A 22,321-nucleotide genomic window follows, 5' to 3' on the forward strand; every position below is an offset into this window, starting at 1 on the left:
AAGCGTTATCGCCCGGCGCACACGTTTGCTCATGGATGATGAATTCCGTTTAAACAATCGGTGCCGCTGTAAGACAGGTGCACTCGCAAGGAATTCAGCGCCGAAAAACAAATGCTCAGGCCAGCGGCCCGTTGAGCAATGGCACAAAGCGAACCGCCCCGAGAACATGTCGCGAGAAGCCGTTTTCTTCGCGCACGATCAACATCAATTGCTGAACTTCGCCCGAGCCGACCGGTATGACCATTCGCCCGCCCGGTGCCAGCTGATCGAGCAGCGCCTGCGGAACATCGGTCGCCACGGCCGTCACGATGATGCCGTTATAAGGCGCCAGTGCCGGCCAGCCTTCCCAGCCATCGCCCCAGCGGAACACCACGTTACGCAGGTTGAGTTCAACCAGCCTTTCCTTGGCCCGGTCCTGCAGCACCTTGATCCGCTCGACGGAGAACACCCGCTCGACCAGTTGCGATAACACCGCCGTCTGGTAGCCGGAACCGGTACCGATCTCCAGCACTTTGTCCAGCGGACCCGCTTCGAGCAATAACTCGCTCATGCGCGCCACCATATAAGGCTGGGAGATGGTCTGGTTGTGGCCGATCGGCAGCGCAGTGTCTTCATAGGCACGGTGCGCCAGCGCTTCGTCGACGAAGAGATGGCGCGGCGTGCGACGGATCACTTCCAGCACACTGGCGTTGGACAAGCCTTCTTCATAGAGACGCTGGATCAGGCGTTCACGGGTTCGCTGGGAGGTCATCCCGATGCCGCTGCGCAACCGGTCGTCTTGTTCACGAGCCATCAGTCGAGCCCCTCCAGCCAGCCGTCGAGACTTCTGAACGCATCATTGAAGGTGCGATCGAGCATCAACGGAGTGATGGAAACATAACCCTGCATCACTGCATGGAAATCGGTGCCCGGCCCGCCGTCCTCTGCGTCTCCCGCGGCGGCGATCCAGTAACCGGCCTTGCCACGGGGATCGACCACTTTCATCGGCGCCGCCGCACGGGCGCGGTGCCCGAGGCGGGTCAATTGAATGCCGCGAATGTGATCGACAGGCAGGTTGGGAATGTTCACGTTCAGTACCGTGCGCGGTGGCAGATCGAGCCCCGCGTGGGCCTGGACCAGCTTGCGCGCAAAGTGGGCGGCCGTGGGCAGATTCTCCACTTGCCGGGAAACCAGCGAAAAGGCAAACGATGGGCGTTCGAGAAAACGACCCTCGAGGGCCGCCGCCACCGTTCCGGAATACAACACGTCGTCACCCAGGTTGGCGCCGAGGTTGATGCCCGAAACCACCATGTCCGGCTCGCGCTCCAGCAGGCCGTTGAGCCCCAGATGCACGCAGTCGGTGGGCGTACCGTTGAGACTGATGAAGCCATTGTCCAGGTATTGCGGGTGCAGTGGACGATCCAGCGTCAGCGAACTGCTGGCGCCGCTTTTGTCCTGCTCCGGGGCGATAACCACGCATTCGGTGTAATCCGCCAGCGCAGCGTAAAGCGCGGCGAGACCGGGTGCGGTTACCCCATCATCGTTTGAAATCAGAATACGCATGGGCTGTCCGTCTGCCCCACCGGCACCAGATCAACGAGTTCGCGCACCAATGCGGTGGCGAAGCATCCGGCCGGGAGGACGAATTCCAGTTGCAGAATGTCAGGCTCGGGATAATGCCACGTCAACCCGCCAATGGGCAGCCGCAGGATGCGACGTTCGTGGCTCATACCGGCATTAATCAACCAATCGCGCAGATCCGTTTCGCGTGCGGCGATCGCCTGCTCCAGATCATGGACAGCACCGGCGGCCGGTGAGTCACCTTCCCCCCACTGCGGACCGGTCGGATGCAAATCGAGAATCGCCAGGCGCGGATCGCTGCACTCGGCTTCACCTGCCGGGAAAAAGCTGCGGCTGTCGGTGAACGCCAGCAGATCGCCGACCTGGGCGCGCTGCCAGGTGCCATCGGCAACGCGCGCCGCCAGCACCTGATTGAACAGGTAACTGCGTGCAGCCGACAGCAGGCGCGAACGTACATTGCGCTGCTCCGGCAGGGCCTTGCGCGCCGCCCATGAACGGGCATCGGCGACGTTGCCGCCATCATGGCCGAAACGCTGGGCGCCGAAGTAGTTCGGGATACCTTGCCGGGCGATCTGTTGCAGGCGTTCGTCAATGGCAGCCTTGTCGCCATTGAATTGAGTCAGGCGCAAGGTAAAACCGTTTGCCGAATGCGCACCGCGTTGCAGCTTGCGCTTGTGACGGGTGGTCTTGAGGATCTTCAGCGTGTCGTTTTCCGCTGCCGACAGATCCGGATCGGCCTTGCCCGGCAGTTGCACGCTGAACCACTGGCGAGTCAGTGCCTGACGGTCTTTCAGACCGGCATAGCTGACCGTGCGCAGCGGCACGCCGGCTGCCCTGGCGATACGTCGTGCGGCCTCTTCAGTGTTCAGGCCGCGCTTTTCCACCCAGATCCACAGATGCTCGCCGTCACCGCTGAACGGAATGTCGAGCACCTCATCGACCTGGAAATCTTCGGCGATGGCTTTCAGCACTGCGGTGCCGAGGACGTCGCCATAGGCCCGCGGGCCGAGCAGTTGCCGTTCGTTCATGCGCGCAGCAACAAGGCAACGGAATGCACGGCGATGCCTTCTTCGCGACCGACGAAACCAAGCTTCTCGGTGGTGGTGGCTTTCACGTTCACTTGATCCAGTTCTATTTGCAGGTCCGCGGCAATCAGCGCACGCATGGATTCGATATGGGGCGCCATTTTCGGTGCCTGAGCGACGATGGTGTTGTCGACGTTGCCGACTTTCCAGCCTTTGGCGTGGATCAGACTGACCACATGACGCAACAGCACACGGCTGTCGGCGCCCTTGAATTGCGGGTCGGTGTCCGGGAAATGCTTGCCGATATCACCCAGCGCCGCCGCGCCGAGCAGGGCGTCGCTCAAGGCATGCAGCAGGACGTCACCGTCGGAGTGAGCGAGCAGCCCGAAGCCGTGTGCGATTCGCACGCCGCCCAGAGTAATGAAATCGCCTTCAGCGAAACGGTGCACATCATAGCCGTGGCCAATACGCATAAAAAAACGCCCCGAATTTTGTCAGGGCGTGATTCTACCTGCTTTGTCAGGCGTTAGGCGCCTAGAGCGCGTGCGTGATGCTGCAAGTGGTCGTCAATGAAGCTCGCAATGAAGAAATAGCTGTGGTCGTAGCCCGGTTGCAGGCGCAATGTCAGCGGATGTCCCGCCTGTTTTGCCGCTTGTTGCAGGGCTTCGGGCTTGAGCTGAGTGGCGAGGAAATCGTCGCGGTCACCCTGATCGACCAGCAATGGCAGTTTCTCGTCGGCCTCGGCAATCAGCGCACAGGCATCCCACTCGCGCCACTTCGAACGGTCTTCGCCCAGATAACGGGTGAATGCCTTCTGCCCCCACGGGCAATCCATCGGGTTGTTGATCGGCGAAAACGCGGACACTGACCGGTAGCGCCCCGGATTGCGCAATGCGCATACCAATGCGCCGTGCCCGCCCATGGAGTGACCGCTGATGCTGCGCTTTTCCGAAGCCGGGAAATGCGCCTCAACCAGTGAAGGCAATTCCTGCACGACATAGTCATGCATCCGATAATGCCGCGACCAAGGCTCCTGCGTGGCATTCACATAGAACCCGGCACCGAGACCGAAATCCCATGCGCCATCCGGATCACCCGGTACATCCGGGCCACGCGGGCTGGTGTCCGGCGCCACAATGATCAGGCCGAGTTCGGCCGCCATGCGCATCGCGCCGGCTTTCTGCATGAAGTTCTCGTCCGTGCAGGTCAGGCCCGACAGCCAATACAGCACCGGCAACTTGCCGCCCTGCTCTGCCTGCGGCGGCAGGTACACGGCGAACACCATGTCGCAGCCCAGCACCTCGGAGCGATGCCGATAGCGTTTGTGCCAGCCGCCGAAACTTTTCTGACAGGAGATGTTTTCCAGATTCATGTAGGACTCCTACGCAACCACGGCTGCACACTGGCAACCGTGGCATCGCGATTGATCAGAAATGAATGACGGTGCGGATGCTCTTGCCTTCGTGCATCAGATCGAAGGCCTTGTTGATGTCTTCCAGGCCCATGGTGTGGGTGATGAAGGTATCCAGCGGGATTTCGCCGCTCTGCGCCATGTCGACATAGCTTGGCAATTCGGTACGGCCACGCACGCCGCCAAACGCCGAACCGCGCCAGACACGACCGGTCACCAGCTGGAACGGACGGGTGGCGATTTCCTGGCCGGCACCGGCGACACCGATGATCACCGACTCGCCCCAACCTTTATGGCAGCACTCGAGGGCTGCGCGCATCAGTTGCACGTTGCCGATGCATTCGAAGGAGAAGTCGACACCGCCATCGGTCATGTCGACGATCACTTCCTGGATCGGACGATCGAAATCTTTCGGATTCACACAGTCGGTAGCCCCCAGTTGCCTGGCGATTTCAAACTTGGCCGGGTTGATGTCGATGGCAATGATGCGCGAGGCCTTGGCCTTTACCGCGCCAATCACCGCCGACAGACCGATGCCGCCGAGACCGAAGATGGCCACGGTGTCGCCCGGTTTGACCTTGGCGGTGTTGATCACAGCACCGATACCGGTGGTCACGCCGCAACCGAGCAGGCAAACCTTTTCCAGCGGCGCATCCTTGGAGATTTTCGCCACCGAGATTTCCGGCAGCACGGTGTACTCGGAGAAGGTCGAAGTACCCATGTAGTGGAAAATCGTTTGGCCCTTGTAGGAAAAACGCGAAGTGCCATCCGGCATCAGGCCTTTACCCTGAGTGGCGCGAATCGCCTGGCACAGGTTGGTCTTGCCCGACTTGCAGAATTTGCACTGGCCGCATTCCGGGGTGTACAGCGGGATCACGTGGTCGCCGACAGCGACCGAGGTCACGCCCTCGCCGATCGCTTCGACGATGGCGCCCCCTTCATGACCGAGGATCGACGGGAAGATACCTTCCGGATCAGCACCGGACAGGGTGTAGGCGTCAGTGTGGCAAACCCCGGAAGCCACCACGCGCAGCAACACTTCACCGGCCTTGGGCATGGCGACATCCACTTCTACGATTTCCAGCGGCTTCTTGGCCTCGAAGGCAACGGCGGCGCGGGACTTGATCATGCTGACTCTCCAGTGAATCCATTGAATAAAAAACCAGATCGCCAGTGTAGTTCAGCGTCTATTGATGAATAATCCGGACAAAAGCAAAACATTATTGCCACACAGGGATAATCCCGATGTCCGAGAACCGCTGGGAAGGCATCGACGAGTTCGTCGCCGTTGCCGAATGCAGTCAGTTCACCGCCGCTGCCGAACGCCTGGGCGTTTCTTCCTCACATATCAGCCGTCAAATCGTACGACTGGAAGAGCGTTTACAGACGCGCCTGCTGTACCGAAGCACCCGTAGAGTGACGCTGACGGAGGCCGGTCAGACTTTTCTGCAACATTGTCAGCGTCTGCAGGATGGTCGCGAAGAAGCGTTGCGCGCGGTCGGCGACCTGACCAGCGAACCCAAAGGCATGCTGCGTATGACTTGCGCCGTGGCGTATGGCGAGCGCTTCATCGTGCCGCTGGTGACCCGGTTCATGGGGCACTACCCACAACTGCGCATCGATATCGAGTTGACCAACCGGCAACTCGATCTGGTCCATGAAGGGCTGGATCTGGCGATCCGTCTCGGGCGTCTTCAGGATTCCCGATTGGTGGCAACCCGACTGGCACCACGACGCATGTATCTTTGCGCGTCGCCGTCCTACCTCGAACGGTACGGTCGACCACACAGTTTGTCGGAACTGAGCCGACACAACTGCCTGATCGGCAGCTCGGATATCTGGCAGCTGGAGCAGAACGGGCGGGAATTTTCCCAGCGGGTGCAGGGAAACTGGCGTTGCAACAGTGGGCAAGCGGTGCTGGATGCGGCGCTACAAGGCGTCGGTCTGTGTCAGTTGCCGGATTATTACGTGCTGGAGCATCTGCACAGCGGCGCGCTGATTTCGCTGCTGGAGGCGCATCAACCGCCGAACACGGCGGTGTGGGCGTTGTATCCACAACAACGGCACTTGTCGCCGAAGGTGCGCAAGCTGGTGGATTTTCTCAAGGAGGGTCTGGCCGAACAGCCGGAGTACCGGATTTAACGACGGTTGGCCCATCGCTGGCGCAACCATTCCAGGTCTTCCGGACGGGTGACTTTCAGGTTATCCGAACGGCCCTCGATCAGACGCGGCGCCATGCCGGCCCACTCCATCGCCGAAGCTTCATCAGTAATGACCGCATCGGCGACCAGACTGTCCGCCAATGCGCGGTGCAGTGCGCCGAGGCGGAACATCTGCGGCGTGTACGCCTGCCAGATCACGCTGCGGTCCACGGTTTCGACCACACGACCGTGCTTGTCGACCCGCTTCAGGGTGTCGCGCGCCGGCACGGCCAGCAAACCGCCTACCGGATCGTTTGCCAGCTCGGCGAGCAACTTGTCCAGATCGTCACGGCTCAGATTCGGTCGTGCCGCATCGTGCACCAACACCCAATCCTCATCGTCGGCACCTTGCGCGTGCAAATGCAGCAAGGCGTTGAGCACCGAACCGGAACGCTCGGCGCCACCCTCGACCCGTTGAATTCGCGGATCGCTGGCGCTGGCCAGGTCCGGCCAATAAGGATCATCGACAGCCAGACTGACCACCAGCCCTTTGAGGCTCGGGTGATCGAGGAAACAGCCGAGGCTGTGTTCGAGAATTGTGCGCCCGCCCAGTTGCAGATATTGCTTGGGACGGTCCGCGGCCATACGGGCACCGACGCCCGCGGCAGGAATCACGGCCCAGAAGGCCGGCAGGGAATCGATCATTGGGCCAACTGGTAAAGGGTTTCGCCGTCCTTGACCATGCCCAGCTCGTGACGAGCGCGCTCTTCAACGGTCTCCATGCCTTTCTTCAACTCGCTGACTTCAGCGTCCATCACCCGGTTGCGCTCCAGCAAGGCTTCGTTCTCGGCGTGTTGATCAGCGATCTGCTGATTCAGTTCGGCAACTTGCGCCAGACTGCCATTGCCCACCCACAGGCGGTACTGCAGACCGGCCAGCAGCAAGAGCAAGACGAGAAACAACCAGTAAGGACTGCGCATCGAATATCAGGTATCCAGTGAAAAAAGACAGCCACGCAAAAACTTTGAAGCATCTGATAGCACGAAGCCTGGAATATCCAGGCTTGTGCATATAAGGCATCAGATTAGTGGCAAATCCATCGCTGTCACGACTTTTCCGACACAATCCGGTGTCTTTCTATCATTTACTGCTCAGCCGCGAAACTCGGAGCGGCCGTTGTACTTGGCCTTGCCATTCAACTGCTCTTCGATACGCAGCAGTTGGTTGTACTTGGAAACGCGGTCGGAACGGCACAGCGAGCCGGTCTTGATCTGGCCAGCCGAGGTGCCCACGGCCAGGTCGGCGATGGTCGAATCTTCGGTTTCGCCCGAGCGGTGCGAGATCACGGCAGTGTAACCGGCAGCCTTGGCCATCTGGATGGCTTCCAGGGTTTCGGTCAGGGAGCCGATCTGGTTGAACTTGATCAGGATCGAGTTGGCGATCTTCTTGTCGATGCCTTCTTTCAGGATCTTGGTATTGGTCACGAACAGGTCGTCGCCGACCAGTTGCACCTTGTCGCCGATCTTGTCGGTGAGGATCTTCCAGCCAGCCCAGTCGGACTCGTCCAGGCCGTCTTCGATGGAGATGATCGGGAAGCGCTCGGTCAGACCTTTCAGGTAATCGGCGAAACCTTCGGCGTCGAAGGACTTGCCTTCGCCGGAAAGGTTGTACTTGCCGTCTTCGAAGAACTCGCTGGCGGCGCAGTCCAGGGCCAGGGTCACGTCGGTGCCCAGCTTGTAGCCAGCGTTGGCGACAGCTTCGGCGATCGCCGACAGGGCGTCTTCGTTGGACGACAGGTTAGGCGCGAAACCACCTTCGTCACCCACGGCGGTGTTCAGGCCACGAGCCTTCAGAACAGCTTTCAGGTGATGGAAAATCTCGGTGCCCATGCGCAGACCTTCCGAGAAAGTCTTGGCGCCGACCGGCTGAACCATGAACTCCTGGATGTCGACGTTGTTGTCGGCGTGTTCGCCACCGTTGATGATGTTCATCATTGGAACCGGCATCGAGTACACACCCGGGGTGCCGTTCAGGTTGGCGATGTGTGCGTACAGCGGCAGGTCCTGATCCTGTGCAGCTGCCTTGGCCGCGGCCAGGGAAACGGCGAGGATGGCGTTGGCGCCCAGGTTCGCCTTGTTTTCGGTACCGTCGAGCTTGATCATCGCGTGATCCAGGGCTTTCTGGTCGCTTGGGTCGGTGCCCAGCAGCAGATCGCGGATCGGACCGTTGATGTTGGCTACCGCCTTGAGCACGCCCTTGCCCAGGTAACGGCTCTTGTCGCCATCACGCAGCTCGAGCGCTTCACGCGAGCCAGTGGATGCACCGGACGGCGCGCAGGCGCTGCCGATGATGCCGTTGTCGAGAAGCACGTCCGCTTCCACGGTGGGATTGCCACGGGAGTCGAGAACTTCACGACCTTTGATGTCGACGATTTTTGCCATTGTTGTAAACACTCCAAAGTTGACGAAAACGACGCAGCTAGAGGAAATCTTTTGACCGTCGGCAAGTGGTTTACAGCGGGCAGCTTGCAGACGACAACGCTCATGCCCGAGGGCATGAGCGACAAATCGTGCGGTACTTTACCGGAGAATTGAGGTTTACGCGGTTTCTACCGTCGGAAAACTCTTCACCAGTTCGTCCAGGGCTTTGAGCTGGGCCAGGAATGGCTCCAGTTTGTCCAGGCGCAAGGCGCAAGGGCCGTCGCATTTGGCGTTGTCCGGATCCGGGTGAGCTTCGAGGAACAGACCCGCCAGCGACTGGCTCATGCCTGCCTTGGCCAGGTCGGTGACCTGGGCGCGACGACCGCCGGCGGAGTCGGAACGTCCGCCAGGCATTTGCAGCGAATGGGTCACGTCGAAGAATACCGGGTACTCGAACTGCTTCATGATGCCGAAGCCGAGCATGTCGACCACGAGGTTGTTGTAGCCGAAGCTCGAACCCCGCTCGCAGAGGATCAACTGATCATTACCCGCTTCCACGCACTTGTTCAGGATGTGCTTCATTTCCTGAGGCGCGAGGAACTGGGCTTTCTTGATGTTGATCACCGCACCGGTTTTCGCCATCGCCACGACCAGATCGGTCTGGCGCGACAGGAAGGCCGGCAGCTGGATGATGTCGCAGACTTCGGCGACGACCGCGGCCTGGTCAGGCTCGTGGACGTCGGTGATGATCGGTACGCCGAAGGCTTGTTTGATGTCCTGGAAGATGCGCATGCCCTCTTCCAGGCCAGGACCGCGATAGGAGGTCACAGAAGAACGGTTGGCCTTGTCGAAACTGGCCTTGAACACGTAAGGGATACCGAGCTTCTCGGTGACCTTCACATACTCTTCGCAAACCTGCATGGCCATGTCACGGCTTTCCAGCACGTTCATGCCGCCGAACAGCACCATGGGTTTGTCGTTGGCAATCTCGATGTCGCCGACGCGGATGATCTTCTGTGCCATCGGGTTACGCCTTCTTCTGGTGTTGAGCCAACGCTGCTTTCACGAAACCGCTGAACAGCGGGTGACCGTCACGTGGCGTCGAGGTGAATTCCGGGTGGAACTGGCAAGCGACGAACCATGGATGATCCGGAGCCTCGACCACTTCAACCAGCGCTGCATCGGAAGAACGACCGGAGATCTTCAGGCCGGCCTCGATGATTTGCGGCAGCAGGTTGTTGTTCACTTCGTAACGGTGACGGTGACGCTCGACAATCACATCCTTGCCGTAGCAGTCATGTACCCTGGAGCCGGGTTCGAGCAGGCATTCCTGAGCGCCGAGGCGCATGGTGCCGCCCAGATCGGACGCTTCGGTACGCACCTCGACGGCACCGGTGGCGTCTGCCCACTCGGTGATCAGACCCACGACCGGATGACCGCTGGCGCGATCGAACTCGGTGGAGTTGGCGTCTTTCCAGCCCAGCACGTTACGGGCGAACTCGATGACCGCCACTTGCATGCCCAGGCAGATACCCAGATACGGAACCTTGTTTTCGCGAGCGTACTGAACGGCAGTGATCTTGCCTTCCACGCCACGCAGACCGAAGCCGCCCGGTACGAGGATCGCGTCGGCACCTTCCAGCAGCGCAGTGCCCTGGTTCTCGATGTCTTCGGAATCGATGTAACGCAGGTTGACCTTGGTGCGGTTGGTAATGCCGGCATGACTCATCGCTTCGATCAGCGACTTGTAGGCATCCAGCAATTCCATGTACTTGCCGACCATCGCGATGGTGACTTCGTGCTCCGGATTGAGCTTGGCATCGACGACCTTTTCCCATTCGGACAGGTCGGCGCCATTGCATTGCAGGCCAAAACGCTCGACGACGAAGTCGTCCAGACCCTGGGCGTGCAGCACGGCCGGAATCTTGTAGATGGTGTCGACGTCTTCCAGGGAGATCACCGCACGCTCTTCAACGTTGGTGAACAGCGCGATCTTGCGACGCGACGACACATCCACCGGATGGTCGGAGCGGCAGATCAGCACGTCTGGCTGCAGGCCGATCGAACGCAGCTCTTTCACGGAGTGCTGGGTCGGCTTGGTCTTGGTCTCGCCAGCGGTGGCGATGTACGGAACCAGGGTCAGGTGCATCAGCATCGCCCGCTTGGAACCGACTTCCACACGCAGTTGACGGATGGCTTCGAGGAACGGTTGCGACTCGATGTCGCCAACGGTACCGCCGATTTCCACCAGTGCCACGTCGGCATCGCCGGCACCCTTGATGATGCGACGCTTGATTTCGTCGGTGATGTGCGGAATCACCTGGATGGTTGCACCCAGGTAGTCACCACGGCGCTCTTTGCGCAGCACGTGCTCGTAGACACGGCCGGTGGTGAAGTTGTTGTTCTGGGTCATGGTCGTGCGGATGAACCGCTCGTAGTGGCCCAGGTCCAGGTCGGTCTCGGCGCCGTCGTGGGTGACGAACACTTCACCGTGCTGGAACGGGCTCATGGTGCCCGGATCGACGTTGATGTACGGATCCAGCTTCAGCATGGTGACCTTAAGCCCCCGCGCCTCCAGGATGGCCGCCAATGAAGCCGATGCAATGCCTTTCCCCAAAGAAGAAACAACACCGCCCGTGACGAATATGTAGCGCGTCATGAAAAACCCTAGAAGTCTGCGTTAAAGCGGTCCGAGCCGCCGGGGAAAGCGAAGGAAGGCCGAAGCCCCCGATCACCTGCATTAATCACAGTGCACCTTTCAAAAAAACCGCCGCGTTGGGACAGACCGGAAGTGGAAACACCGGTACGTTGCTCGCTACACATTTTTTGGAATCGCCCAGCAAAGACTGCTTGGTAATCGGCAACTCCTGCAATTCAGGCGAATCCACAGAAGTTGTATCAAGAAGGGAGCGTAGTCTACCGGAATGCCCCCTTCATCTCAAACCTTGATCTTCGTCAGAAGGCTGCCAATGCAATCGCCAGCCCTCCAGCGCATTGCCATCGAGCCCCGGCAGGTTTGCCACGGCAAGCAATTCTTCACCGCGAAACAGCAGCGGCAATCTGCCACGCACAAAGGCCGGCACCGCGCGCTCATTGAGCAGACGCTTGAGATCACGATGACCGCGATCGGCCAGATGCATCACCTCACCGCCCTGCCGATAGCGGATATGCAGCGGCCCTACAGGAGTCTGACCGCTGAACATGACACGTCCGTTATCGGGCAAGCGTAGCGCCAGTGAAGGCTCGTGCCAGTCGCCGCAGACCACCGGCCTGAGCAACCATTGCCCACTGAGCCACCACAGACGACCGGCACTTCGGTGCAGTTCCCCATCCGCCAGACGCCAGACCGGAGCGGCATCGTTACCGGCATCCCGCAGATCATTCCAACCCGACCAGTGGTCGGTATCCGGCAGTCGGGTGAGCGGTTCAAGCCAGTGACTGAGCGCATTTCGCTGACGCGCATCAGACAACCTGGCAATGGCCGCGAACTCCAGTGATGGCAATCCCGGCCAGTCGAATGCACCGGGTACGCTCGCCTGAGCCAGATCGATCTGCGCCAGCTCATCGAGCAAACCCTGCGCCTCACGCAGATGCGCTGCACTGCGGGCCATGCTTGCCTGAGCCTGTGACCAGCGACCTGTCAGCAATGGCATGACCTGGTGACGCAAGTAATTGCGCGAGAACTGTCGATCCTGATTGGAAGGATCCTCGATCCAGCGCAATCCATGTGCCCGGGCGTAAGCCTCCAGTTCGGCACGCGGGATGTCGAGCAAGGGCCGAACCAGACTGCCCTGTCCCAACGCCCGTTGCGCCGGCATGCCGGACAGGCCACGCACGCCGGCACCTCGCAGCAGACGGAACAGCAGCGTTTCGGCCTGATCGTCGCGGTGCTGGCCGGTCAGCAACACATCATTGAGCTGAATCGCTGCACTGAATGCCGCGTAACGGGCATCCCGCGCCACACGCTCGAGGCTGGCGCCTTTTTGCACAGTCACGTGAGCGACCTGCAATGGAACGCCCAATCCGTCACAGACAGACCGACAATGCGCCGGCCACGCGTCGGCTGCAGCCTGAAGGCCGTGATGGACATGGAGGGCGCTTAGCGCCGGAAGGGATTCGGTTTTGGCGAGCGTTGTCAGAAGGTGTAGCAGGACGGTGGAGTCGAGTCCGCCGGAGAAAGCAATGCGCCAATGGGCAGCACCGAGCCAGGGCTTGAGATTGCGCAGAAGCCTGGAAGGCAAATCAATCGAGGGCTGACCCATTTTTCTACCTGTTCACAAACCAGATGTGGGAGCGGGCTTGCTCGCGAAAGCGGTGAAACAGCCAACACAGTTGTTGAATGTTACATCGCATTCGCGGGCAAGCCCGCTCCCACAGTGTTTTGCATCGATGGCCGAAACGGCTCGGCTTAGAGACCGTAGCTCATCAGACGATCGTAACGACGCTTGAGCAGCGTTTCGTTGTCGAACTTCTTCAGCATTTCCAGCTGCGAGTTCAGCTCGGCACGAATCGAAGCAGCAGCGGCAGCCGGATCGCGGTGAGCGCCGCCCAGAGGCTCGCTGATCACTTTGTCCACGATGCCCAGGCCTTTCAGGCGCTCGGCCGTGATACCCATGGCCTCAGCGGCATCCGCCGCCTTTTCTGCGGTTTTCCACAGAATCGAAGCACAGCCTTCCGGCGAGATCACCGAGTAGGTCGAGTATTGCAGCATGTTCAACTGATCGCAGACGCCGATTGCCAGCGCACCGCCGGAACCACCCTCACCGATCACGGTGGCGATGATCGGGGTTTTCAGGCGGGCCATGACGCGCAGGTTCCAGGCAATCGCTTCGCTCTGGTTGCGCTCTTCTGCGTCGATGCCCGGGTAGGCACCCGGGGTGTCGATGAAGGTCAGGATCGGCATTTTGAAGCGTTCGGCCATTTCCATCAGGCGGCAGGCCTTGCGGTAGCCTTCTGGACGCGGCATGCCGAAGTTGCGGCGGACTTTCTCGCGGACTTCGCGGCCCTTCTGGTGACCGATCACCATCACTGGCTGGTCTTCCAGACGTGCCACGCCACCCACGATGGCCGCGTCGTCGGAGAAGTGGCGGTCACCGTGCAGTTCGTCGAACTCGGTGAAGATGTGCTCGATGTAGTCCAGGGTATATGGACGTTTCGGGTGACGCGCCAGACGTGCGATCTGCCAGCTGGTCAGCTTGCCGAAAATGTCTTCGGTCAGCGTCTTGCTCTTGTCCTGCAGGCGGGAGATCTCATCGCCAATATTCAGCGAATTGTCATTACCGACCAAGCGCAACTCTTCGATCTTGGCTTGCAGGTCGGCGATCGGCTGTTCGAAATCCAGGAAATTCGGGTTCATAGGCGTCCGTCTTGGGGCGTGTCCCAAATGAGCTTGGGGCCGGCCGGTTGTCTATTCGCGCCCTACCTTAAGGGAGAGGCGCGCTGAGGTCGAGATTAAAAATTCAGGTTGCGGGCAGGCGGTCTGATCTCACCTGCCGGTCAACGGTATTGGAGGAAGACGTTGTCTCGCCCGAACTGGTCACGCAGGGCTTGAATCAAGGTATCCGCCGGATCGATCCGCCAGGTTTCTCCAAATTGCAGCAAAGTCTTCGCATCGGGACTGGTGTACTCCATGGTAATCGGGCACGCCCCGCGATGGCGCTTGAGCAAATCACCCAACCAGCGTAGCTGATCGCCCTTCAGGTCCTGGGTCTGCAATTTCAGACGCAGGCTTTCGGCCAGGTTGGTGCGTGCGTCTTCCATGCTCATGACCCGCTTGACCCGCAGCCGCAGGCCACCGGAGAAGTCGTCGTTGCTGACCTCGCCTTCGACCACCACCATCGCGTCGGTCTGCAACAGCGATTGCGCGGAGTGGAAGGCGTCGGCAAACAGCGACGCCTCGATCCGGCCGGAGCGGTCGTCGAGGGTGATGAAACCCATCTTGTCGCCTTTCTTGTTCTTCATCACCCGCAGGGCAATGATCATCCCCGCCACGGTCTGGGTATCCCGGGCCGGCTTCAGGTCAATGATGCGCTGACGGGCAAACCGGCGGATCTCACCTTCGTATTCGTCGATCGGATGGCCGGTCAGGTACAGGCCGAGGGTGTCCTTTTCGCCCTTGAGGCGTTCCTTGAGGGTCAGTTCCTTGGCCTTGCGATGCAGCGCGTAAACGTCTGCGTCTTCCTCGACGAACAACCCGCCAAACAAGTCGGCATGACCACTGTCTCGGGTGCGCGCAGTCTGTTCGGCCGACTTGATGGCTTCTTCCATCGCCGCCAGCAACACCGCACGATTGCGGTCGATATTGGCCTGATAAGCCTTTTGCTCGTCATGGAAGAACGGGCCGAGGCGATCCAGCGCGCCGCTGCGGATCAGGCCGTCCAGCGTGCGCTTGTTGATACGCTTGAGGTCGACACGGGCGCAGAAGTCGAACAGATCCTTGAACGGACCGTCCTGACGCGCCTCGGTGATCGCTTCCACCGGGCCCTCGCCGACGCCTTTGATCGCGCCAAGGCCATACACGATGCGGCCCTCATCGTTCACCGTGAACTTGAACTCCGAAGTGTTCACATCCGGCGCGTCGAGGCGCAGCTTCATCGTGCGCACTTCTTCGATCAAGGTCACGACCTTGTCGGTGTTGTGCATATCCGCCGACAGTACCGCGGCCATGAAGGGCGCCGGGTAGTGAGCCTTCAGCCAGGCGGTCTGGTACGAGACCAGGCCGTAGGCGGCAGAGTGAGACTTGTTGAAGCCGTAACCGGCGAATTTCTCTACCAGGTCGAAAATGTTACCGGCCAGATCCGCGTCGATGTTGTTCTTCGCGCAACCCTCGATGAAGCCGCCGCGTTGCTTGGCCATTTCCTCGGGTTTCTTTTTACCCATCGCCCGACGCAGCATGTCCGCACCACCGAGGGTGTAGCCGGCCATGACCTGGGCGATCTGCATCACCTGTTCCTGGTACAGGATGATGCCGTACGTCGGAGCCAGTACAGGCTGCAAGCCATCGTACTGGTAGTCCGGGTGCGGATAGGCAAGCTCGGCACGACCGTGCTTGCGGTTGATGAAGTCGTCCACCATGCCGGACTGCAGAGGGCCAGGGCGGAACAGCGCCACCAGTGCGATAAGGTCTTCGAGGCAGTCGGGCTTGAGCTTTTTGATCAGCTCTTTCATGCCACGGGATTCAAGCTGGAACACCGCAGTGGTTTCAGCCTTTTGCAGCAACTGATAGGTCGGCTTGTCATCCAGCGGGATGAACGCGATGTCCAGTGGCGGCTCGTTGACCTTGGCGCGGTCGCGGTTGATGGTTTTCAGCGCCCAGTCGATGATCGTCAGGGTCCGCAGACCGAGGAAGTCGAACTTCACCAGACCGGCGGCCTCGACGTCGTCCTTGTCGAACTGGGTCACCAGACCGTCGCCGGCCTCGTCGCAATAGATAGGCGAGAAGTCGGTCAGTTTGGTCGGCGCGATCACCACGCCACCGGCGTGCTTGCCGACGTTTCGCACCACGCCTTCGAGCTTGCGCGCCATCTCCCAGATTTCCGCCGCCTCTTCATCGACCTTGATGAAGTCGCGCAGGATTTCTTCCTGCTCGTAGGCTTTTTCCAGGGTCATGCCGACTTCGAACGGAATCATCTTCGACAGTCGATCGGCCAGGCCGAAGGATTTGCCCTGAGCCCGCGCCACGTCCCGCACCACAGCCTTTGCCGCCATGGAACCGAAGGTGATGATCTGGCTCACCGCATTGCGGCCGTACTTTTCGGCCACATAGTCGATCACCCGGTCGCGACCGTCCATGCAGAAGTCGACGTCGAAGTCGGGCATGGAAACCCGTTCCGGGTTGAGGAAACGTTCGAACAGCAGGTCATATTCCAGCGGATCGAGGTCGGTGATCTTCTGCACATAGGCCACCAGCGATCCGGCACCCGATCCCCGGCCCGGGCCCACCGGTACGCCGTTGTTCTTGGCCCACTGGATAAAGTCCATCACGATCAGGAAGTAACCGGGGAACCCCATCTGGATGATGATATCCAGCTCGAAATTCAGCCGGTCGACATAGACCTGACGCTTGGCCTCGTAGTCTTCGGTGGTCTCCCTGGGCAACAGAACCGCCAGACGCTCTTCCAGACCGTCGAACGACACTTTGCGAAAGTACTCGTCGATGGTCATGCCATCGGGAATCGGATAGTCGGGCAGGAAGTGCTTGCCCAGCTTCACGTCGATGTTGCAGCGCTTGGCGATCTCGACGGTGTTTTCCACCGCATCCGGCAAGTCGCTGAAGAGTTCGGCCATTTCCTCGGCGCTTTTCAGGTACTGCTGGTCGCTGTAGTTCTTCGAACGGCGCGGATCGTCGAGGGCACGGCCTTCACCGATGCAGACACGGGTTTCGTGAGCCTCGAAATCCTCCTGCTTGATGAAGCGCACATCGTTGGTGGCGACCAGCGGTGCGCCGAGCTTCTCGGCCAGGGCCACGGCGCCGTGCAGTTGTTCTTCGTCGTTGGGACGATTGGTGCGCTGGACTTCCAGATAGAAGCGATCCGGGAACACCGACATCCACTCGCGGGTCAGGGCCTCGGCCTCGGCGGGGTTGCCGCCGATCAACGCCATGCCGATCTCGCCCTCTTTCGCAGCGGACAGCATGATCAGCCCTTCATTGGCTTCGGCCACCCATTCGCGCTCGACAATGATCATGCCGTTGCGCTGACCGTCGATGAAGCCCCGGGAAATCAGTTCGGTCAGATTGCGATAGCCCTGGGCATTCATGACCAGCAGGCTGATCCGGCTCAATGGCCCGTCGGGATCCTTGTTCGACAGCCAGAGGTCGGCACCGCAGATCGGCTTGATCCCCGCAGCCATGGTGTTTTTATAGAACTTGACCAGCGAACACATGTTGTTCTGGTCGGTAACCGCAACCGCCGGCATGCCCATGCCGGTCAGGGCCTTGACCAGCGGCTTGATCCGCACCAGGCCGTCGATCAGGGAGTATTCAGTGTGCAGGCGTAGATGAACGAATGAAGCCGGCATAGTGATCCTGTCCAGTTACATAGAGACAACAAGGCCCGGATTGTACCGGGCCCGGAATAAAACATCAGCCTCGCCACTAGACCGGCGCGAGACCTTCCAGCGCTTCCCAGGCTTGCCGGACCGGAGCGAACGAGCGTCGGTGAATCGGCGTCGGCCCCAGGCGTGCCAGCGCCTCCAGATGAACGGGCGTCGGATAGCCCTTGTGGCCACCGATACCGTAACCCGGATAGATCAATTCAAACGCCGCCATCTCGCGGTCACGGCTGACCTTGGCCAGAATCGACGCCGCCGCAATGGCCGGCACCTTGCTGTCGCCCTTGACCACCGCCTCGGACCGCATGGGCAGTTTCGGGCAGCGGTTGCCATCGATCATCGCCAGTTTCGGCTGAATGTGCAGCCCGGCCACCGCGCGCTGCATCGCCAGCATGGTGGCATGCAGAATATTCAGTTCGTCGATCTCTTCGACTTCGGCGCGGGCGATGCACCAGCTCAGCGCCTTTTCGCAGATTTCGTCGTAGAGCTTTTCACGCCTGGCTTCGGTGAGCTTTTTCGAATCATTGAGGCCGAGAATCGGCCGGTTGGGATCGAGGATCACCGCCGCCGTGACGACCGCGCCACACAACGGGCCCCGACCGACTTCATCAACGCCGGCCACCAGTTCTTCGACTTCGGCGACCAGAGTGAAATCCAGGCCCATCTGCATGCTTGTCTTGCTCATCGTGTTTGACCGATCAGGTTCAGAACGGCGTCAGCCGCCTGATTCGAAGCGTCGAGACGCAGGGTGCGGTGGATCTCGTCGAAGCCGCGGGTCTGCTCTTCCCCACCGTCGATCAACGGCGCCAGGGTCTGGGCGAGCGCCTCGACCGTCGCATCATCCTGCAACAACTCCGGCACCAGCAAGCGCTGGGCCAACAGGTTCGGCAGGGAAACGTATGGACTCTTGACCATCCGCTTGAGAATCCAGAACGTCAGTGGTGCAAGCCGATACGCCACCACCATCGGGCGTTTGTACAGCAACGCTTCCAGCGTGGCAGTACCGGACGCGATCAGAACCGCGTTACACGCTGCCAGCGCCAGATGGGACTTGCCGTTGAGCAGGGTCACCGGCAGATCTCGGCCGACCAACAGTTCTTCGAGCTGGGCCCGACGCTCGGGGTTGGCACATGGAATGACGAAGCGCAAACCCGGACGCATGGCGCACAGGCGTTCGGCGGTATCGAGAAAAAGCGCCCCCAGACGACTGACTTCGCCGCCCCGGCTGCCCGGCATCAGGGCAACCAGCGGACCGTCCGGCAGCCCCAGTTCGGCCCGCGCTGCGGCTCGGTCGGCTTCCAGTGGAATGGTATCGGCCAGCGTATGGCCGACGAACCGCACCGGTACGCCCTTCTCTTCGTAAAACTTCGCCTCGAACGGCAACAGCGTGAGCATCAGGTCGCAGCCTTCGCGGATCTTCAGCACCCGCTTCTGCCGCCACGCCCATACGGACGGACTGACGTAATGCACGGTCTTGATTCCGGCCTGACGCAGCTTGAGTTCGATATTGAGGTTGAAGTCCGGGGCATCGATGCCAATGAAGGCGTCCGGTTTTTCGGCAATCAGCGTGGCGATCAGATCCTTGCGACGCTTGAGCAGTTCGCGCAGCCGCCCGAGAACCTCCACCAGCCCCATGACCGACAGGCGCTCCATGGGAAAGTAGGAATTCAGACCTTCGGCCTGCATCAAAGGACCGCCGACGCCGATGAACTCGACCGCCGGATGCTGCGCCTTGAGCGCGCGCATCAGGCCGGCGCCCAGAATATCGCCGGAAGCTTCACCCGCCACCAGCGCTATACGCAGACTGGCCATGATCAGCGGGTGATGCCGCGAGACGACGACTGGATGGAGTCGCGGAATACCGCGACTTCCGGGAACTGAGTGGCAGGTTCCGCCAGCTCGGCCAGCGCCTGCTCGACGGTCAGCCCCTGGCGGTACACCGTTTTATAGGCGCGGCGCAGGGCGTGAATGGCATCCTCGCTGAAGCCGCGACGACGCATGCCCTCGAAGTTCATGCTGCGAGCCTCGGCCGGGTTGCCGAATACCGTGACGAACGCCGGAACGTCCTTGCCGATGGCCGTGCCCATGCCGGAAAAGCTGTGGGCACCGATGTGGCAGTACTGGTGTACCAGGGTAAACCCCGACAGGATCGCCCAGTCATCAACGTGAACATGGCCGGCCAGTGCGGTGTTGTTGACCAGAATGCAGTGGTTGCCGATGACGCTGTCGTGACCGATGTGGGCATAAGCCATGATCAGGTTGTGATCGCCCAGGGTCGTTTCGGAACGGTCCTGGATCGTGCCACGGTGAATGGTCACACCTTCACGGATCACGTTGTGGTCGCCGATCACCAGACGGGTATCTTCGCCCTTGTACTTGAGGTCAGGCGTGTCTTCACCTACCGAAGAAAACTGGTAGATGCGGTTGTGCTTGCCGATTCGGGTCGGACCTTTGAGGATCACGTGGGGCCCGATCACTGTTCCCTCGCCGATTTCCACACCTGCGCCGACGATCGACCATGGGCCGACCTCGACACCTTCGGCCAGCACGGCCGAAGGATCGATGATTGCGCGAGGGTCAATCAAACTCATAGCTTGCGTTCCGCACAGATGATTTCAGCGGAGCAGACCGGCTTGCCATCGACCGAAGCCTGGCATTCGAATTTCCAGATCTGGCGTTTGCAACTGATGAATTTGGCTTCAAGGATCAACTGATCGCCCGGCAGCACCGGTTGACGGAAGCGCAGCTTGTCGGAGCCGACGAAATAGTAAAGGGTGCCATCGGCCGGCTTCACATCGAGCATCTTGAAACCGAGGATTCCGGCAGCCTGAGCCATCGCTTCGATAATCAGCACGCCCGGCATGATCGGGTGGGCCGGGAAGTGACCATTGAAGAACGGTTCGTTGATGCTGACATTCTTGTAGGCACGAATGCGCTTGCCTTCGGTATCCAGGTCCACTACCCGGTCCACCAGCAGGAACGGGTAACGGTGAGGCAGGTATTCGCGAATCTCGTTGATGTCCATCATTTCGGGGGGAAGCCTATGTAAAGATTGGGAGCGCGACTGATGCGCACTCCTCTAGCAAATCAAGGAGGCAGTCCAGAGGCCGTGCATACTTGATATGGAAATGGTATCAGCCTTCAGATGAAGCATTGCCGCCAGGGGTCACTTCCCCTGCGCGCTTTTCAAGCTGTTTCAAACGCCGTGCAAGATCATCGAGCTGACGGATGCGTGCCGCGCTTTTGCGCCATTCGGCAGCCGGTTGCATGGCTGTACCGGATGAGTAGGCACCTGGCTCGGTAATCGAGTGGGTCACCATCGTCATCCCGGTCAGGAAAACGTTGTCACAAATATCGATATGCCCCACCAGGCCGACACCGCCAGCGAGCATGCAGTGCTTGCCGATCTTCGTGCTGCCGGAAATTCCCACACAGGCCGCCATCGCAGTGTGATCGCCAACCTGGACGTTGTGGGCAATCTGAATCTGGTTGTCGAGCTTCACGCCATTGCCGATCACGGTATCGGCCAGGGCGCCGCGGTCGATGGCGGTATTCACGCCAATCTCAACATCGTCGCCGACGGTAACACCACCGATCTGGGCGATCTTCTGCCAGACGCCTTTCTCGTTGGCAAAGCCAAAGCCTTCACCGCCAAGCACTGCACCGGACTGGATCACTACACGTTTACCGATGCGTACGTCGTGATACAGCGTCACCCGTGGCGCCAGCCAGCCGCCCTCGCCGATTTCGCTGCGGGCACCGACAACGCAATGCGCACCGAGGGTCACACCGGCCCCGATCCGTGCGCCCGCTTCGATCACCACGAAAGGGCCGATGCTGGCAGTCGGATCAATCACGGCGTCCGGTGCGATGACCGCGCTCGGATGAATGCCGGCAGCGGATTTCGGTTTCGGATCGAACAGGTGGGAAATACGTGCGTAAGCGAGATAAGGATCCGGCACCACCAATGCATTACCGGCATAACCTTCCGCATCGGCCGCCTTGAGCAGCAATGCCGCTGCTTGCGAACCTGCCAGGTATTTTCGGTATTGAGGGTTTGCCAGAAAGCTCAACTGAGCTGGGCCAGCCTCCTGCAAGGTGGCCAGCCCAGTAATTTGCTGCTCGGGATCGCCACTCAGGGTGGCACCGAGGAACTCGGCCAACTGGCCGAGTTTGATAGTCACAGTCATGGGTTACTTCAGCTGGTTCATGCGCTCGATAACCTGGCGCGTGATGTCGTATTGAGGCTTGACGTCGATGACTGCGCCACGCTCGAACACCAGGTCATAGCCACCTTTCTTGATGACTTCTTCCACTGCGCTATCCAGTTTCGGCTTCAGTTGCTTGAGCATTTCGCGGTCAGCAACGGCTTTCGCTTCGTTCAGCTCCTTGGACTGGAACTGGAAGTCACGGGCCTTTTGCTTGAATTCCAGCTCCAGACGCTCACGCTCGCCCTGCTGCATCTTGTCGCCGCCTGCCATCAGGCGATCCTGAATACCCTTGGCGCTGCTTTCCAGCGTCTTGAGCTTGTTCAGCTGAGGACCGAACTTCTTCTCCGCATCCACGGCGTACTTCTTCGCAGCATCGGATTCCAGCAGCGCCATCTGATAGTTCAGAACAGCGATTTTCATGTCGGCGAACGCCGGGCCTGCCACCAGTACGGAGGCCAGGAGAACCAATTGAGTCAACTTACGCACGATGCACTCCTACAAA

Annotated in this window: 21 protein-coding genes; 1 reads left to right on the forward strand and 20 read right to left on the reverse strand. The window is 60.1% G+C overall.

Features of this window, described 5'->3' with window-relative positions:
• Positions 1-115: 115 nt before the first annotated feature.
• From ACK6BI_RS14555 to ACK6BI_RS14580, 6 genes are read right to left on the reverse strand one after another with little or no spacing between them, the layout of a single operon-like run.
• Positions 116-751 (reverse strand): protein-L-isoaspartate(D-aspartate) O-methyltransferase, encoded by a 636-nt coding sequence (locus ACK6BI_RS14555; RefSeq protein ID WP_176704451.1) that lies wholly within the window; start codon positions 749-751, stop codon positions 116-118.
• Positions 752-792: 41 nt separating this feature from the next.
• Complete coding sequence (gene surE / locus ACK6BI_RS14560; protein WP_409317613.1) at positions 793-1,542, reverse strand: 5'/3'-nucleotidase SurE; 750 nt, start codon at positions 1,540-1,542, stop codon at positions 793-795.
• Positions 1,530-2,588 (reverse strand): tRNA pseudouridine(13) synthase TruD, encoded by a 1,059-nt coding sequence (gene truD, locus ACK6BI_RS14565; RefSeq protein ID WP_409317614.1) that lies wholly within the window; start codon positions 2,586-2,588, stop codon positions 1,530-1,532. Before truD ends, surE begins: the two co-directional genes overlap by 13 nt.
• Entirely contained in the window at positions 2,585-3,058 is a 474-nt protein-coding gene (gene ispF / locus ACK6BI_RS14570) for a 2-C-methyl-D-erythritol 2,4-cyclodiphosphate synthase (RefSeq protein ID WP_409317615.1), read from the reverse strand. The genes truD and ispF overlap by 4 nt, the downstream gene beginning before the upstream one ends.
• Positions 3,059-3,111: 53 nt before the next feature.
• Positions 3,112-3,957, reverse strand: a complete 846-nt coding sequence (fghA, locus tag ACK6BI_RS14575) for an S-formylglutathione hydrolase (protein ID WP_409317616.1) — start codon at positions 3,955-3,957, stop codon at positions 3,112-3,114.
• 55 nt (positions 3,958-4,012) lie between these two features.
• The gene (locus tag ACK6BI_RS14580; protein ID WP_065259207.1) at positions 4,013-5,125 is read right to left on the reverse strand and encodes an S-(hydroxymethyl)glutathione dehydrogenase/class III alcohol dehydrogenase; all 1,113 of its coding nucleotides are present in this window, start codon (positions 5,123-5,125) and stop codon (positions 4,013-4,015) included.
• A gap of 116 nt (positions 5,126-5,241) precedes the next feature.
• Here ACK6BI_RS14580 and ACK6BI_RS14585 point away from each other — a divergent pair, with 116 nt between their 5' ends.
• Positions 5,242-6,138: a LysR substrate-binding domain-containing protein gene (locus tag ACK6BI_RS14585; protein WP_260522394.1), complete on the forward strand. Its 897-nt coding sequence runs from the start codon at positions 5,242-5,244 to the stop codon at positions 6,136-6,138.
• On the opposite strand, the gene ispD is transcribed toward ACK6BI_RS14585, so the two are convergent.
• The 14 genes from ispD to ACK6BI_RS14655 form a co-directional block, all read right to left on the reverse strand.
• Positions 6,135-6,842 carry a 2-C-methyl-D-erythritol 4-phosphate cytidylyltransferase gene (ispD, locus tag ACK6BI_RS14590; protein WP_409317617.1) on the reverse strand — a complete coding sequence of 236 codons (708 nt, stop codon included), beginning with the start codon at positions 6,840-6,842 and terminating at the stop codon, positions 6,135-6,137. The two genes, ACK6BI_RS14585 and ispD, sit on opposite strands and share 4 nt — an antisense overlap.
• On the reverse strand, positions 6,839-7,117 hold the full coding sequence (ftsB, locus tag ACK6BI_RS14595; protein WP_003222158.1) for a cell division protein FtsB: 279 nt from the start codon (positions 7,115-7,117) through the stop codon (positions 6,839-6,841). The genes ispD and ftsB overlap by 4 nt, the downstream gene beginning before the upstream one ends.
• A gap of 171 nt (positions 7,118-7,288) precedes the next feature.
• Entirely contained in the window at positions 7,289-8,578 is a 1,290-nt protein-coding gene (gene eno, locus ACK6BI_RS14600; protein ID WP_409317618.1) for a phosphopyruvate hydratase, read from the reverse strand.
• 156 nt (positions 8,579-8,734) lie between these two features.
• Positions 8,735-9,580: a 3-deoxy-8-phosphooctulonate synthase gene (gene kdsA, locus ACK6BI_RS14605; protein WP_065259203.1), complete on the reverse strand. Its 846-nt coding sequence runs from the start codon at positions 9,578-9,580 to the stop codon at positions 8,735-8,737.
• Positions 9,581-9,584: 4 nt separating this feature from the next.
• Positions 9,585-11,216, reverse strand: coding sequence for a CTP synthase (locus ACK6BI_RS14610; protein ID WP_409317619.1), 1,632 nt, complete (start codon positions 11,214-11,216; stop codon positions 9,585-9,587).
• Positions 11,217-11,490: 274 nt separating this feature from the next.
• Entirely contained in the window at positions 11,491-12,819 is a 1,329-nt protein-coding gene (tilS, locus tag ACK6BI_RS14615) for a tRNA lysidine(34) synthetase TilS (protein WP_409317620.1), read from the reverse strand.
• 146 nt (positions 12,820-12,965) lie between these two features.
• The gene (locus ACK6BI_RS14620) at positions 12,966-13,913 is read right to left on the reverse strand and encodes an acetyl-CoA carboxylase carboxyltransferase subunit alpha (RefSeq protein ID WP_260522389.1); all 948 of its coding nucleotides are present in this window, start codon (positions 13,911-13,913) and stop codon (positions 12,966-12,968) included.
• A 140-nt stretch (positions 13,914-14,053) separates the two neighbouring features.
• On the reverse strand, positions 14,054-17,575 hold the full coding sequence (dnaE, locus tag ACK6BI_RS14625; protein ID WP_409317621.1) for a DNA polymerase III subunit alpha: 3,522 nt from the start codon (positions 17,573-17,575) through the stop codon (positions 14,054-14,056).
• A gap of 76 nt (positions 17,576-17,651) precedes the next feature.
• On the reverse strand, positions 17,652-18,278 hold the full coding sequence (gene rnhB, locus ACK6BI_RS14630) for a ribonuclease HII (protein WP_409317712.1): 627 nt from the start codon (positions 18,276-18,278) through the stop codon (positions 17,652-17,654).
• An 11-nt stretch (positions 18,279-18,289) separates the two neighbouring features.
• On the reverse strand, positions 18,290-19,420 hold the full coding sequence (gene lpxB, locus ACK6BI_RS14635) for a lipid-A-disaccharide synthase (RefSeq protein ID WP_409317622.1): 1,131 nt from the start codon (positions 19,418-19,420) through the stop codon (positions 18,290-18,292).
• A 2-nt stretch (positions 19,421-19,422) separates the two neighbouring features.
• Positions 19,423-20,199: an acyl-ACP--UDP-N-acetylglucosamine O-acyltransferase gene (lpxA, locus tag ACK6BI_RS14640; protein WP_065259196.1), complete on the reverse strand. Its 777-nt coding sequence runs from the start codon at positions 20,197-20,199 to the stop codon at positions 19,423-19,425.
• Positions 20,196-20,636: a 3-hydroxyacyl-ACP dehydratase FabZ gene (gene fabZ, locus ACK6BI_RS14645; protein ID WP_409317623.1), complete on the reverse strand. Its 441-nt coding sequence runs from the start codon at positions 20,634-20,636 to the stop codon at positions 20,196-20,198. The genes lpxA and fabZ overlap by 4 nt, the downstream gene beginning before the upstream one ends.
• 106 nt (positions 20,637-20,742) lie before the next feature.
• Positions 20,743-21,798, reverse strand: coding sequence for a UDP-3-O-(3-hydroxymyristoyl)glucosamine N-acyltransferase (gene lpxD, locus ACK6BI_RS14650; protein ID WP_409317624.1), 1,056 nt, complete (start codon positions 21,796-21,798; stop codon positions 20,743-20,745).
• 3 nt (positions 21,799-21,801) lie between these two features.
• Positions 21,802-22,305 carry an OmpH family outer membrane protein gene (locus tag ACK6BI_RS14655; protein WP_409317625.1) on the reverse strand — a complete coding sequence of 168 codons (504 nt, stop codon included), beginning with the start codon at positions 22,303-22,305 and terminating at the stop codon, positions 21,802-21,804.
• Positions 22,306-22,321: the final 16 nt, after the last annotated feature.

Origin of the sequence: Pseudomonas sp. KCJK9016, assembly GCF_046231795.1 — a bacterium.
Classification (GTDB): domain Bacteria; phylum Pseudomonadota; class Gammaproteobacteria; order Pseudomonadales; family Pseudomonadaceae; genus Aquipseudomonas; species Aquipseudomonas bananamidigenes.